This window comes from Enterococcus sp. AZ078, assembly GCF_051714985.1.
GTDB classification, from domain to species: Bacteria; Bacillota; Bacilli; order Lactobacillales; family Enterococcaceae; genus Enterococcus_B; species Enterococcus_B hirae.
In genome coordinates this window covers 2,854,539-2,870,004 of sequence record NZ_JBIOSW010000001.1, presented here as the reverse complement: position 1 = coordinate 2,870,004, position 15,466 = coordinate 2,854,539, and the positions used below count along the sequence as shown (strand labels likewise).

11 protein-coding genes are annotated in these 15,466 nt (G+C 39.4%); 7 read left to right on the top strand and 4 right to left on the bottom strand.

Features of this window, described 5'->3' with window-relative positions:
• Positions 1 to 35 precede the first annotated feature (35 nt).
• From IGJ18_RS13350 to IGJ18_RS13335, 4 genes are all read left to right on the top strand, one after another.
• A complete protein-coding gene (locus IGJ18_RS13350; protein WP_010737224.1) occupies positions 36 to 446 on the top strand; it encodes a NusG domain II-containing protein in 411 nt (136 codons plus the stop codon).
• A 12-nt stretch (positions 447 to 458) separates the two neighbouring features.
• A complete protein-coding gene (locus IGJ18_RS13345; protein ID WP_010720692.1) occupies positions 459 to 1,025 on the top strand; it encodes a Gx transporter family protein in 567 nt (188 codons plus the stop codon).
• A gap of 22 nt (positions 1,026 to 1,047) precedes the next feature.
• Positions 1,048 to 2,037 (top strand): polyprenyl synthetase family protein, encoded by a 990-nt coding sequence (locus IGJ18_RS13340; RefSeq protein WP_010737225.1) that lies wholly within the window; start codon positions 1,048 to 1,050, stop codon positions 2,035 to 2,037.
• Positions 2,038 to 2,786: 749 nt separating this feature from the next.
• On the top strand, positions 2,787 to 3,029 hold the full coding sequence (locus tag IGJ18_RS13335) for a hypothetical protein (RefSeq protein ID WP_010737226.1): 243 nt from the start codon (positions 2,787 to 2,789) through the stop codon (positions 3,027 to 3,029).
• 537 nt (positions 3,030 to 3,566) lie between these two features.
• On the opposite strand, the gene birA is transcribed toward IGJ18_RS13335, so the two are convergent.
• The 4 genes from birA to IGJ18_RS13315 form a co-directional block, all read right to left on the bottom strand.
• A complete protein-coding gene (birA, locus tag IGJ18_RS13330; protein WP_438843433.1) occupies positions 3,567 to 4,529 on the bottom strand; it encodes a bifunctional biotin--[acetyl-CoA-carboxylase] ligase/biotin operon repressor BirA in 963 nt (320 codons plus the stop codon).
• Between the two features lie 96 nt (positions 4,530 to 4,625).
• Positions 4,626 to 5,429 carry an ABC transporter ATP-binding protein gene (locus tag IGJ18_RS13325; RefSeq protein ID WP_010720688.1) on the bottom strand — a complete coding sequence of 268 codons (804 nt, stop codon included), beginning with the start codon at positions 5,427 to 5,429 and terminating at the stop codon, positions 4,626 to 4,628.
• Positions 5,422 to 6,336 carry an ABC transporter permease gene (locus tag IGJ18_RS13320; RefSeq protein WP_438843432.1) on the bottom strand — a complete coding sequence of 305 codons (915 nt, stop codon included), beginning with the start codon at positions 6,334 to 6,336 and terminating at the stop codon, positions 5,422 to 5,424. Before IGJ18_RS13320 ends, IGJ18_RS13325 begins: the two co-directional genes overlap by 8 nt.
• An 18-nt stretch (positions 6,337 to 6,354) precedes the next feature.
• On the bottom strand, positions 6,355 to 7,341 hold the full coding sequence (locus IGJ18_RS13315; RefSeq protein WP_042969864.1) for an ABC transporter substrate-binding protein: 987 nt from the start codon (positions 7,339 to 7,341) through the stop codon (positions 6,355 to 6,357).
• Positions 7,342 to 7,819: 478 nt separating this feature from the next.
• Here IGJ18_RS13315 and IGJ18_RS13310 point away from each other — a divergent pair, with 478 nt between their 5' ends.
• The 3 genes from IGJ18_RS13310 (at position 7,820) to rpoC (ending at position 15,418) form a co-directional block, all read left to right on the top strand.
• Entirely contained in the window at positions 7,820 to 8,062 is a 243-nt protein-coding gene (locus tag IGJ18_RS13310) for a hypothetical protein (RefSeq protein ID WP_010720685.1), read from the top strand.
• Positions 8,063 to 8,067: 5 nt separating this feature from the next.
• Positions 8,068 to 11,685: a DNA-directed RNA polymerase subunit beta gene (rpoB, locus tag IGJ18_RS13305; protein WP_010720684.1), complete on the top strand. Its 3,618-nt coding sequence runs from the start codon at positions 8,068 to 8,070 to the stop codon at positions 11,683 to 11,685.
• Between the two features lie 79 nt (positions 11,686 to 11,764).
• On the top strand, positions 11,765 to 15,418 hold the full coding sequence (rpoC, locus tag IGJ18_RS13300; RefSeq protein WP_010720683.1) for a DNA-directed RNA polymerase subunit beta': 3,654 nt from the start codon (positions 11,765 to 11,767) through the stop codon (positions 15,416 to 15,418).
• Positions 15,419 to 15,466: the final 48 nt, after the last annotated feature.

Below are 15,466 nucleotides of genomic sequence, written 5' to 3'. Positions count from 1 at the left end.
GGAGAACAGTTCAGCAAGAGGAGGCGTGCGAAAAGATGAAAGAATTTATCAAGAAAAGTTTGCTTAAACCTTGGGATATTTTCATTATCGTTCTTTTGATTGCTCTTTCTTTTTTACCCATCATCGTATTTAGTTATCAACAAGACAATGTAGCTCCTGATAAAGAAGCTGTACTACGCGTTGATGGTGATGAAATCAAAACCTTCCCATTAGTAGCTGGGAGTAAAAAATATACGTATACTTATGAAGATCCACATGGTGATTATAATTTAATCGAAGTTGATGGCGACAAGATACGCATAAAAGAAGCAGATTGTGGCGATCAGATTTGTGTGAGACGAGGGTGGGCTTCTAAGAATGGCGAAACGATTGTTTGCTTGCCTCATAAATTAGTGATCGAGGTTCGGTCAACAGATGGGAGTGACAAAGATGGTCTGATCTATTAGGCTATCCACACCATGACAAAATTACAAAAAATGATTTATATATCTTTACTAGTGGCGCAAGGAGTCATCATTGGATTAATTGAGAACATGATCCCATATCCTTTTTCATTTGCTCCTGGAGCAAAGTTAGGACTTGCTAATTTGATTACCATTGTAGCGATTTTTACGATGAAAAAACGGGATAGTTTTTTATTGTTATGGCTTCGCCTATTTTTAACAACTTTGTTAGGTGGGACGATCTCTACCTTTCTTTATAGTATGAGCGGCGCGTTACTCAGCTATGTAGGAATGCTGTTAGTGAAACAGTTAGGTCCTAAGCGAGTCAGCATTATTGGAATCAGTGCAACAGGTGGCTTTATGCATAATGTCGGACAACTAGTGATGGCTTCGTTCATTGCTCAATCATGGACAGTCATGTTATATCTGCCGATTCTATCTTTCTTAGGTATTCTGTCTGGAATTGCGATCGGGATTGCAGCCAATTATTTGTTGCAACATGTACGTACATTACAACTTTTTCAAAGAGACTATGAGAAAGAACAAAAAGAGAAATGGCAACCGCTTTTTTTGAAAAAATAATGGTTATACAAGGAGTTTTTTTATGAAGCTACATCCAATGTGGAGTGAGTATCCAACTTTGAAAAACGAATTAAACGAGACGTTGAAAAAGATGGAAGATGTTGTCCGCTTAAAGAACAAGCCAGTCGAACAAGCAATCAAAGAGACGATTCATGCGGGAGGTAAACTGCTAAGACCTGCCTATCAATTGCTCTTTTCTCAATTTGGTCCAGAACAAGATCGTGAAAAGGCGATTGCGCTAGCTGCTTCGATCGAAATGCTTCATACCGCTACATTGATCCATGATGATATCGTTGATGAGGCAGATGTTCGACGTGGTCAGCCTAATTTACGTGGTCGATTTGGGAATACGGTAGCTGTTTATGCAGGAGACTATTTATTTGTTTGCTGTTTCAAATTACTTTCAAATTATTCTAATTCGCTAAAGAGCTTACAATCTAATTCTCGGAGTATGGAAAAAGTATTAGATGGTGAGCTTGGACAAATGGACGACCGTTACAATTATCATTTAACTGTGCCGGAGTATTTAGAAAACATCTCAGGGAAAACGGCCGAACTCTTTCAATTAAGTTGTTCAGTCGGAGCTTATGAAAGTGGAATGAATGAACGGTTTGCTCGAAAAGCAGGTTCAATCGGATTAGCTGTCGGGATGGCGTTTCAGATCATTGACGATATCCTAGATTACACGAAAGATGCGGTCGATATCGGTAAACCAGTATTAGAAGATATGCGTCAAGGCGTGTATTCTCTACCATTGATTTACGCATTACAAACAGATAAAAAAGCAGAATTGATTGCATACTTGGATAAAAAAACTGAGTTGACACAAGAGGAAGCAGAAAGTGTTCGTCAGATTGTCAGAGAAGTCAATGGTGTGACAAAAGCCAAAAAATTAGCGGAAGATTACACAAAAAAAGCCTTAAAGGAAATTAGTAAGCTCCCTGATACAGCCTTTGATACACGTGAGATTCTTTTGTCAGTTACTGAGTTGATTTTAGATAGGGAAAATTAAAGAAAAATATCATAAATCAGCCGCTACAATGGCATATTCTATTTCAAGAATCAAGAAGTAAAAAGAGTAGGCATGTGATGGTTGAACTTGAGAACCTTATTGTTGAGGAGTTGCTTCTTGAACGCCGTTTATTCGTTTTTAGATATACCAGAAGAGATTGAGAAAAGTTTTGGCTCAGTCTCTTTTTTATTTTAGAAAAATATTGGATCTATTTCAATCACTTTACTTCTTTATTTGGAAGATCGGTCTAAAGTTTATTCTTTAATTTTACCAATTTTTTTTATTTTTAGAAAAAATAGTTGTCAAAGAGTATTGAGAAGAAAGTATGCTAATAATAGATGCCAGTGAAATCAGAGGACTTTGCTGTTGCAGTCTGAAATTTACTTAACTTTAGGCATGTACTTATAAGTGAGACTTTGTATACACAGAAAGTCGCTATCTGTATAAAAGGAGGGATCAGACTATAGGTTACAATCTTTAACTGACTATTCGTAGTTTTGGGGGAAACGACGAATAGAATTTTAAATAACATTCAGCCGGTTTTCTATTTGGGAAATCGGTTTTTTTATAACTGGATGACAAATCCAAAAGATAAGAGTGAAAAAAAGAAATTTTAACGTGTATTATTCATTAAAACAACTATTTTGCGAAACAATCTTTCCTAATTTTGAAAATAATTGTTCTGGACCAAGACTAAAAATATGTTATATTCACTAGTGAAGAAATACAATTAGAAAGGAAGATGTTGAGTGAAAAAACGATTAACAACGGATTTAACCAGAGTAGATGTAAATAAGATTTTAACCCGAATGATCAGTAAAAAAAATCATTTCTCATTTGAAGATATTGAAAAAGAATGTCAAAAACCGTTAACCACGGCGGATAAATTTCTAATTAGGACACTTGTTGTCAAAAAATTTAAGCTGAATGTAGAATATCTTTCATCTAATCAGTTAAAATTTTATCGTGTAAACAAAGAAGCGTGTTTGTAAGTCCTTTTTGTACATAATAAAATTAAAAATGTTGCAATACCATACAAAATAACACAGACCTTAAAGAATAAGGTAAGATAGAACCAGAAAGAGAAAAGGAGGAGAGCTGGGAAAGAAAAAGTGTTGTTGTGTATGGATCAAGAAGTAGCATGTTTGATTGAACAAGATTTTGGGGAAATCCGTTTAATGAAACATTATATATTGGGGAAGCGACAAATAGTAAGTAGAAGTCATACTTATATGACAGAATAGCATCAGAAAAACAGACCTTTTATAGGTGGAAGTTTGTCTGTGGCTTTTGATTGAAACATTCGATACATCAGATCAATGATATTGCAGTTGTATAAAAAAGCACATAGAGGTTTAAAAATTGTGTAGCATTTTTGTTATGAACAGCAATAGCACATAGAATAACAACTTCATTTTACAACTCGCTAAATGAAGGGGCTATGAAGTATTCTGCGAGATCACATAAAAAAGGAACCACCATTGATGAAGAAAGGGATGGGCATTTTTGCCCATCCCTTTCTTTTTGACTTACTCAATGGAGGTTAAACTAATTTCGCCAGAAAAAAGAGTGAGAAATTGGTCTTCTACTTGTACGATCAACTCTCCATGTTCTCCGATTTCTTTAGCAATCCCAGTATAATGCTGCCCTTTTTGGGTAAATTGTACTTTTTTTCCAAGAACGAAAGACTTTTCACGATAAAGTGTTAAGTATTCGTCTGTGGGTTCTGAAAGATAGTGAAAGAAATTTTTCCAAATTTGACTAATCAATTGATTCCGTGTGATTGATTTCTGACCATCAGGGAAAAGAGATGTGGCTTTCTTTTGAATGGCTTCAGGAAACTGTTTTTGCGGAATAGAAAAATTTAGGCCAATGCCGATAATGATCGAACTGATCCCGCCAGTTTCCATGTCACTGATTGCTTCAGATAAAATCCCGCTAATTTTTTTTCCATTTAAATAAAGATCATTGACCCATTTGATCGAAGGGTCTTTTTTAGTCAATTCTTGAATGGCTTTCACGCATGCACTTGCTGCAATAACTGTATATTGGGGCAATTCATCAAATCGTTGATTGGGATGGATCAATAAGCTCATATAAATGCCTTGTCCAGGGGCTGCAAAAAAAGGACGTCCAAATCGGCCGTGTGCCTGTTCTTGGGTATCGGCGATAAAAAGAGCGGGTCCGATTTCTTTGGTTGCCGAAAGCTTAGCATCTTTCATCGTAGATTCTGATCGTTCTTGTACCGACACCGTCAAATCTGGTATCCAAGGTTCTAATGCTTGGCGAATTTCTTGGGCATCTAACACATCAGAAGGAAGATAACGGTATCCCTTAGCTTGATGCTCAAAATGATAACCTGTTTTTTCTAATTCTTTGATTGCTTTCCAAATACTGGTACGTGACACTTGTAATTGCTGTGCCATTTTTTCACCTGATAAAAAATCAGGAGATTCTTTTAATAGTTGGAGTACTTTATCTTTTGTCGTCATCCATTGCAACTCCTTTCATGTAGTATTGTATCAATAAGAAAGCAGAAAACAAATGAGAAATTTGTCAGTTGTTATGGAAGTGACAACAGATGATTGCTAACTTAAAAGTACTTGGTCGTCTTTCAATGCAGCGCCACTATTTTGTTTGAACATTTCTAGTAGCTGAGGGACAGTCAAATGTTGTTTTTCTGCCTGTTGGATATCCACGACGATTTGCCCTTGGTGTAGCATGATCAATCGATTTCCGTAGCGGATGGCATCTTCCATATCATGGGTGACCATGAAAGCCGTCAAGTGCTGTTCGCTAATTAATTTGTCCGTTAGTTCCATCACCGTTTTTGAAGTTGCCGGGTCGAGGGCTGCAGTATGTTCGTCTAATAAAATCAATTCAGGACGTTGTAAAGTAGCCATTAATAACGTGATCGCTTGACGCTGTCCTCCAGAAAGCAAGCCGATTTCAGTGGTCAAACGATTTTCTAACCCAAGATTCAAGCGTGCGAGATGTTCCTTGAAGAAGGAACGATCTTGCGGCTTGACTCCTCGGAAAAAGCCACGTTTTTTACCACGTTTCATTGCTAGTGCTAAATTTTCTTCAACCGTCAATCGGACAGCAGTGCCTAATTTAGGGTCTTGAAAGACTCGACTGATTTCTTTGGAGCGAGCAACCACTGACTTTTTGGTGATATCTTTGCCATTCAATAAAATCTTCCCTTGATCCACTGGAAAAGAACCAGCAATACTGTTCAATAGTGTCGATTTACCTGCACCATTTCCGCCAATAATTGTTACGAAATCACCTTGTTTCAACGAGAGATTAACTCCTTTTAGCACATGGTTTTCATTGATGGTTCCTTTTTCAAACGTATGGTGGATAGATTGAAGTGTTAAAACATCAGTCATTGATAGATCCTCCTTTTGCTTTCGTACGCTTAGGTAACTTTAATTTTTGTTGGATTTGTGGAAAAGATAAACAGATAACCAGAACAAGTGCAGAAGCTAATTTTGAATCGCTTGGTTGAACGTTCAACTCAAAAACTAACGCTAAGATAAAACGATAGATCACGGCGCCTAAAATAATTGTCAATAATCGAAGAAGCAATGGTTGGTTTCGAAAGAGGACTTCAGCGATGATGATTGAAGCCAAGCCAATCACGATCGTACCGATCCCAGAGTTTAAATCAGCAAAGCCATTGTTTTGTGCAAGCAACGAACCAGATAAAGCAATACAGCCATTTGAGATCATATACCCAATGATTTTCATCGTATCGGTGTTGATGCCGTTTGCTTCACTCATTGCTAAATTATCGCCAGTCGCTCGAATCGCCAACCCCGTTTCTGTCCGTAAAAATAAAACAAGCAACGTGACAACGATCAATGCGACAAGTAAGCCAGCAATCAATACAGCATTTTCTTTTGAAACACCGAGTGATTCTGCCCATGTAAAGACGTTTTTTTGTCCTAATAATGAAAGATTAGGTGCGCCCATGATCCGTGAGGTAACGGAATATAAGCCAGTCATCGTGATGATTCCAGCTAGAAGTGCCGGAATTTTAAGTTTGGTATGGAGCAGTCCTGAAACTAAGCCAACTGCTGCGCCTCCTAAAAATCCTAAGAGGCAAGCAACGATTGGGGAAAGTCCATTAGTGATACTGACAGCAGCAATCCCAGCACCTAAAGGGAAACTGCCTTCAGCTGTTAAATCAGCGATATCCAGAATACGAAAAGTAAGGAAGACACCGATTGCCAGTAGTGCCCAAAGCACGCCTTGTGAAGCAGAAGATAAAAAGATACTTATTAAATTAGTCATGATTGTCCTCCTGTAAAATTATTCAGTCTCTTTGATTGTTGTTGGATCGATCCCAAGGGCTTTTGCCATGTCTTTATTGACATATAAGGAAAGATCATCTGCTGATTCAACCGGTAATTCACTCGGTTTTTTGCCAGCTAAGATCTTAGCAGCCATTTCGCCTGTTTGTCGCCCTAACTCTTCATAATCAATCCCAACAGTTGCTAAGCCACCTTCTTTGACTTGATCCACGGAACCAGCAACGATCGGTGTTTTTGTTTCTTTGGCTACTTCACCGATAACGCTAGCAGCACTGGCGAATGTATTATCCGTTGGGATGTAGATACCGTCGACATCTTTGGCTAAACTTTTTGTCACTTGTTGAACATCATTGGTGGAGTTTGCCGTCAATACTTTGACTTTCACTCCGGCTTTTTTCAATGTTTTCTCGGCTAAGTCTCCTTGGATTTTAGAATTTGCTTCCCCGTTGTTGTACATGATCCCGATCGTTTTTGCTTTTGGCACGATCTGTAATAATAGTTCGATTTGTTTTTCGATCGGTACCATATCCGTTGTACCAGTCACGTTTCCACCAGGTTTGTCATTAGAAGAAACTAAGTGTGCTTTTTCTAAGTCGGTAACTGCTGTCACTGTAATAGGAATCGTGGTTGTTTCATTAAGGAGCGATTGCGCAGCTGGAGTTGCAATCCCTAATAATAAGTCGGGTTGATCCTTTACTAATTTTTCACTCATACTTTTTAGATTGTCTTGATTGTTTTGCGCATTTTGATAGTTGATTGTTAAATTGTCGCCTTCTTTATAGCCATTTTCTGCTAGCCCTTCTTTGAACCCTTTGTATGTAGCATCTAATGAATTATGTTGAACCAGTTGTAAAACACCGATTGTTTTTGAGTCATCCGATTTTGCTGAGGAACTATTTGCAGTTCCACATCCACCAAGTGCTAGTAATAATGTTGCGCCTAATCCGATCAATAAATTTTTTTCATTTCTTTTTCCTCCTTCAATTTTGAAAACAAAAAATCCATTTAGACAAAACGTCTAAATGGATTGAGTATCGAAAGAGTATGTAAGTAAGAAATCGTGATTACTTTGTACTTTTCGCTTAGCCACTTAACGTAATGTCTACGTGGCTTTTGCGTAATACAAAGTTCTTTAGCCATCATAGATACAAACCAGTTGTTTGGTGTTTGTATCCATAATTCATGAATACAAACCTATCTAAAGTAGCTAAAGTAAAAGTTATTCAATTGTGTCGGGATAAGTTGTATATTCGGTTTTTGCATAAATAAATCCTCCACAAATAATAAATTTTCCTAAGTATAGCGGAGATGTAAGGGGATTGTCAAGACGAACATTCAGAAAATTCTCAAAATCCGTGAATGTTTATTCGATATACTATAGTAAGAAAAGTTTAAGAAAAAATGATGAAAAGAGGAGGGAAACGCCAGGAAGTGTTGACTTTTATGAAAAAAGAGTGTAATATATGAAGTTGCAAAAACTATCTGATGAAGTAAAGGCAGAAACGAAATATTGTCCGTTTCGGCTTTATAATAAGGAAACAAAAATAGAAGCGCATGAAGAAATGGTTTCAAAAGAATGCTCTATTTTTGGTTTTTTTTTGCCTAAAAGCCGCAAAAAATGTCTATTGTTATCTAAATATAATATTTTTAATATTATTGTAACAATTGATCGGGTAGTCTTTTTGAATGACATTTTAGAGGGGTGAAGAGCTTGGCTGGACACGTAGTAAAGTACGGAAAACATCGCGAACGTAGAAGTTTCGCACGAATCAGTGAAGTGTTGGAATTACCAAATTTGATCGAAATTCAAACAGACTCTTACCAATGGTTCCTAGATGAAGGACTAAGAGAAATGTTTGAAGACATTTTGCCAATTGATGACTTCAATGGCAATCTATCTTTGGAATTTGTGGATTATGAATTGAAAGAACCTAAGTATACGGTAGCAGAAGCACGCGCACATGATGCAAATTACTCTGCACCATTACATGTAACGTTACGTCTAACAAACCGTGAGACAGGTGAAATCAAAGCGCAAGAAGTCTTCTTCGGTGATTTCCCATTAATGACTGAACAAGGAACATTCATTATCAACGGAGCAGAACGGGTAATCGTTTCTCAGTTAGTGCGTTCACCTGGTGTGTACTTCCATGGAAAAGTAGACAAAAACGGAAAAGAAGGTTTCGGTTCAACTGTGATCCCGAACCGTGGTGCATGGTTAGAAATGGAAACTGATGCAAAAGATATTTCTTACGTACGTATTGATCGTACCCGTAAGATTCCTTTGACTGTGTTAGTTCGTGCCCTAGGATTTGGATCAGATGATACCATCTTTGAAATCTTTGGTGACAGTGAAACGTTACGCAATACAGTTGAAAAAGACTTGCACAAAAATGCAAGTGATTCAAGAACAGAAGAAGGATTAAAAGACGTTTACGAACGTCTACGTCCAGGCGAGCCTAAGACAGCCGATAGTTCTCGGAACTTATTGAATGCTCGTTTCTTCGATCCAAAACGCTACGACTTAGCCAACGTTGGTCGTTATAAAGTAAATAAAAAATTAGACTTGAAAACACGTCTATTGAACTTAACATTAGCAGAAACATTGGTTGATCCAGAAACTGGTGAAATCATCGTTGAAAAAGGAACTGTGTTGACTCACCAAGTGATGGAAACATTAGCACCTTTCATTGATAATGGATTGAATTCAGTGACTTACTATCCATCAGAAGATGGTGTTGTGACTGATCCAATGACTGTTCAAGTGATCAAAGTCTTTTCACCAAAAGACCCAGAACGTGAAGTGAATGTGATCGGTAATGGTTATCCAGAATCAGCTGTGAAAACTGTTCGTCCGGCAGACATCATCGCATCAATGAGTTATTTCTTAAACTTGATGGAAGGGATCGGCAACGTGGACGATATCGACCACTTAGGAAACCGTCGTATCCGTTCAGTCGGTGAATTACTGCAAAACCAATTCCGTATCGGTTTAGCTCGGATGGAACGTGTTGTACGTGAAAGAATGTCGATCCAAGATACAGAAACATTGACACCACAACAATTGATCAACATCCGTCCAGTGGTTGCAAGTATCAAAGAATTCTTTGGTTCTTCACAGTTGTCTCAGTTCATGGATCAAACGAACCCACTTGGGGAATTGACACACAAACGTCGTCTTTCAGCCTTAGGACCTGGTGGTTTGACTCGTGACCGAGCTGGTTATGAAGTTCGTGACGTTCACTATTCTCACTATGGCCGTATGTGTCCGATTGAAACGCCTGAAGGACCAAATATCGGGTTGATCAATAGTTTATCTAGCTATGCGAAAGTTAATAAATTTGGATTTATCGAAACTCCTTACCGTCGTGTTGATCGTGAAACTGGTCGTGTAACGGATCAAATCGACTATCTAACAGCTGACATCGAAGACCACTACATCGTTGCCCAAGCAAATAGCCCATTAAATGAAGATGGTACTTTTGCACAAGACGTTGTTATGGCTCGTGCGCAAAGTGAAAACTTAGAAGTTTCAATCGATAAAGTCGATTATATGGACGTATCACCTAAACAAGTAGTTGCGGTAGCGACAGCATGTATTCCTTTCTTGGAAAACGATGACTCCAACCGTGCCTTGATGGGTGCCAACATGCAGCGTCAAGCAGTGCCATTGATCAATCCACAAGCACCATGGGTTGGTACTGGTATGGAATATAAATCAGCTCATGACTCAGGAGCTGCTTTGCTATGTAAACATGATGGTGTCGTTGAATTTGTGGATGCCTCTGAGATTCGTGTTCGTCGTGACAACGGTGCATTAGATAAATACGCTGTAACAAAATTCCGTCGTTCAAACTCAGGAACAAGCTACAACCAACGCCCAATCGTTCATTTAGGCGAAAAAGTTGAAAAAGGCGATACTTTAGCAGATGGACCTTCAATGGAACAAGGTGAAATGGCGCTAGGACAAAACGTTTTAGTAGGTTTCATGACTTGGGAAGGTTACAACTATGAAGATGCGATCATCATGAGCCGTCGTCTTGTGAAAGACGATGTCTATACTTCGATCCACATCGAAGAATATGAATCAGAAGCTCGTGATACAAAATTAGGACCTGAAGAAATCACTCGTGAAATCCCTAACGTTGGGGAAGATGCTTTGAAAGATCTAGACGAGATGGGTATTATCCGTATCGGTGCGGAAGTCCAAGATGGTGACTTGCTAGTTGGTAAAGTAACACCAAAAGGGGTAACCGAATTATCAGCTGAAGAACGTCTTTTACATGCGATCTTTGGTGAAAAAGCTCGTGAAGTCCGTGATACTTCATTACGTGTACCACACGGTGGTGGCGGGATCGTCCACGACGTAAAAATCTTTACTCGTGAAGCCGGCGATGAATTATCACCAGGTGTAAACATGCTTGTACGTGTGTATATAGTTCAAAAACGTAAAATCCATGAAGGAGATAAGATGGCCGGACGTCATGGTAATAAAGGGGTTGTATCCCGTATCATGCCGGAAGAAGATATGCCATTCTTACCAGATGGAACACCAATCGATATCATGTTGAATCCTTTAGGGGTGCCATCACGGATGAATATCGGACAAGTATTGGAATTGCATTTAGGGATGGCTGCTCGTCAGTTAGGTATCCATGTTGCAACACCAGTATTTGATGGTGCAAGTGATGAGGACGTTTGGGAAACGGTTCGTGAAGCTGGTATGGCCAGCGATGCGAAAACCATCCTTTATGACGGACGTACAGGTGAACCATTTGACGGCCGAGTGTCTGTCGGTGTCATGTACATGATCAAACTTGCTCACATGGTCGATGATAAATTGCATGCTCGTTCAATCGGACCTTACTCATTGGTTACACAACAACCATTGGGTGGTAAAGCACAATTTGGTGGACAACGTTTTGGGGAAATGGAAGTTTGGGCTTTGGAAGCTTACGGTGCCGCTTATACCTTACAAGAAATCTTGACATACAAATCAGATGATGTAGTTGGTCGTGTGAAAACTTATGAAGCGATCGTCAAAGGCGAACCAATTCCAAAACCAGGTGTACCAGAATCATTCCGAGTATTAGTAAAAGAATTACAATCACTAGGATTAGACATGCGTGTCTTGGATATCAAAGATTCTGAAATCGAACTCCGTGATATGGATGACGAAGATGATGATTTGATCACTGTAGATGCTTTGACAAAATTTGCTGAACAGCAAACAGCCAAAGAATTAGAAAAGAAAGCTGCTGAACAAGTGGAAGATGAAAGACAAGATATCATCCAAAACTTTGAAACCGCAGAAGATAACTTAGACTAATCCGGTCTATGAGCTGTAAGGCGGTCGATGATCAGCCGCCTTGCGGTTTTGCCATTAAACGAAATGGAGGGAACCCCTTTTGATCGATGTAAATAAATTCGAAAGTATGCAAATAGGTTTGGCTTCTCCCGAAAAAATCAGAAGCTGGTCTTATGGTGAAGTAAAAAAACCTGAGACGATTAACTATCGTACCTTAAAACCTGAACGCGAAGGGTTGTTCTGTGAGCGGATTTTTGGTCCTACGAAAGACTGGGAATGTGCCTGCGGAAAATATAAACGTATCCGTTATAAAGGAATCGTTTGTGACCGATGCGGTGTTGAAGTGACACGTTCAAAAGTTCGTCGTGAACGTATGGGTCACATTGAATTAGCAGCACCTGTTTCACATATCTGGTACTTTAAAGGAATTCCTTCTCGTATGGGACTTGTTTTAGACATGAGTCCTCGTGCCTTAGAAGAAATCATTTATTTTGCTTCATATGTGGTTATCGAACCAGGAAATACCAACTTAGAGAAAAAACAATTGTTGACAGAACGTGAATACCGCGAAAAACGTGAACAATATGGACAAGAATTCCAAGCTGCAATGGGTGCAGAAGCAATCAAACAATTACTAGACAGTGTTGATTTAGATGCTGAAGCAGCTGAATTGAAAGAAGAATTGAAATCTGCTCAAGGGCAAAAACGGACTCGTGCGATCCGCCGTTTGGACATTTTAGAAGCTTTCCGTGCTTCAGGAAATGAACCAAGTTGGATGGTTATGGACGTTATTCCAGTTATTCCACCAGATTTACGACCAATGGTGCAATTAGAAGGTGGACGTTTTGCAACAAGTGATTTGAATGATCTTTACCGTCGAGTAATCAACCGTAATAACCGTTTGAAACGCTTGTTAGATTTGAATGCTCCAGGAATCATCGTCCAAAACGAAAAACGGATGTTACAAGAAGCTGTTGATGCGTTGATCGATAATGGTCGTCGTGGCCGTCCAGTTACTGGACCAGGTAACCGTCCATTGAAATCTCTTTCTCACATGTTGAAAGGGAAACAAGGTCGTTTCCGTCAAAACTTACTTGGTAAACGTGTTGACTATTCAGGCCGTTCCGTTATCGTTGTAGGACCTTTCTTGAAAATGTATCAATGTGGGTTGCCAAAAGAAATGGCGATCGAACTATTTAAACCATTTGTGATGCGTGAATTGGTTCAACGTGAACTAGCTTCTAACATCAAAAATGCGAAACGTAAAATCGAACGTCAAGAAGACGAAGTTTGGGATGTCTTGGAAGACGTAATCAAAGAACACCCAGTATTACTTAACCGGGCACCTACGCTACACAGACTTGGTATCCAAGCATTTGAACCTGTTTTAGTGCAAGGTCGTGCGATTCGTTTGCACCCACTTGTATGTGAAGCTTATAATGCCGACTTTGATGGAGACCAAATGGCCGTTCACGTACCATTGAACGAAGAAGCACAAGCGGAAGCTCGTATGTTGATGCTAGCTGCTCAAAACATCTTGAATCCAAAAGACGGTAAACCAGTTGTAACACCTTCCCAAGATATGGTTTTAGGTAACTACTACCTAACAATGGAAGAAGAAGGTCGTGAAGGCGAAGGAATGGTCTTCCGTGACCAAAACGAAGCTGTGATCGCATGGCGTAACGGCTACGTTCATTTACACTCACGTATCGGTGTGAACCCTAATTCATTAGGTGAAAAACCATTTACTGACTGGCAAAAAGAACGTACGATGATTACAACCGTTGGTAAGATCATCTTTAATGAGATCATGCCTCCAGAGTTCCCTTACTTGAATGAACCAACAGACTTCAACTTAACGGTACAAACACCGGATAAATATTTTGTTGAAGCAGGTACAGATATTCCTGCGCATATCAAAGAGCAAGAATTAGTCTTACCATTCAAGAAGAAAAATCTAGGAAATATCATTGCGGAAGTCTTCAAACGTTTCAAAGTAACTGAAACTTCTAAGATGCTTGACCGAATGAAAGACTTAGGGTATAAACATTCTACACATGCTGGTATCACAGTAGGTATCGCAGATATCAGTGTACTGAATGAAAAACAAGGAATCATCGAAAATGCCCATAAACAAGTTGAAACAATTACAAAACAATTCCGTCGTGGATTGATTACTGATGACGAACGTTATGAACGAGTAATCGCTGTTTGGAATGCTGCTAAAGATAGCATCCAACAAAAACTGATGGAAGGGTTAGAAGCGAAAAACCCAATCTTCATGATGTCTGACTCTGGAGCCCGTGGTAACATCTCCAACTTTACTCAGCTTGCTGGTATGCGTGGACTGATGGCTGCTCCGAATGGTCGAATCATGGAATTACCGATCATCTCAAACTTCCGTGAAGGACTTTCTGTCTTAGAAATGTTTATCTCTACTCACGGGGCTCGTAAAGGGATGACCGATACTGCCTTGAAGACAGCCGATTCAGGTTACTTGACTCGTCGTTTGGTTGACGTTGCCCAAGACGTTATTATTCGTGAAGAAGATTGTGGAACAGACCGCGGTCTTGAAATCCAAGCGATTCGTGAAGGAAACGAAATCATTGAATCATTAGAAGATCGTTTAATCGGTCGTTACACACGTAAAGAAGTACGTGATCCAGAAACGAACGAATTGATCATCGCTGGTAACCAATTGATTTCAGAAGATATTGCAAAACAAATCGTGGATGCAGGTGTGGAAACTGTCACAATCCGTTCTGTCTTCACATGTAACACAAAACATGGTGTCTGCAAACACTGTTATGGACGTAACTTGGCAACTGGATCTGACGTTGAAGTTGGTGAAGCAGTTGGTACGATCGCCGCTCAATCAATCGGAGAACCAGGTACTCAGTTGACAATGCGTACCTTCCATACCGGTGGGGTAGCCGGAGACGATATCACTCAAGGTCTTCCTCGTGTCCAAGAAATTTTTGAAGCACGTAATCCTAAAGGGCAAGCAGTGATCACCGAAGTAACTGGTGACGTCATCGATATCTCAGAAGATGCTTCAACTCGTACAAAAGAAGTAACAATCAAAGGGAAAACCGATACACGTACGTATACTGTTCCTTATACAGCACGTATGAAAGTCGCTGAAGGCGATATGATCCACCGTGGTGCGCCATTAACGGAAGGTTCAATCGATCCTAAACAATTGTTACAAGTTCGTGATGTATTATCAGTTGAAAACTACTTGCTGCGTGAAGTACAACGTGTATACCGTATGCAAGGGGTAGAAATCGGCGATAAACATATCGAAGTAATGGTTCGACAAATGTTACGTAAAGTCCGTGTAATGGATCCAGGTGATACAGATATCTTACCAGGTACATTGATGGATATTGCTGACTTCAAAGACCAAAACTACAATACATTGGTAGCTGGAGGCGTACCTGCAACATCTCGCCCAGTCCTTCTAGGTATTACCAAAGCATCATTAGAAACAAACAGCTTCTTATCTGCTGCATCCTTCCAAGAAACAACTCGTGTCTTGACTGATGCTGCGATCCGAGGTAAAAAAGATCCACTTCTTGGTTTGAAAGAAAATGTTATCATCGGTAAAATCATCCCAGCTGGTACTGGTATGGCTCGTTACCGTAACATGGAACCCAAAGAAGTCGGTGTTGCAAGTGAAAATGTTTATAGTATTTCAGACATCGAAGCACAAATGGCTGCAGAAGATGCAATGAATGAACAAACAAAATAATGTGACACCAAACAGAGCTAAGATGAACATCTTAGCTCTGTTTTTTTT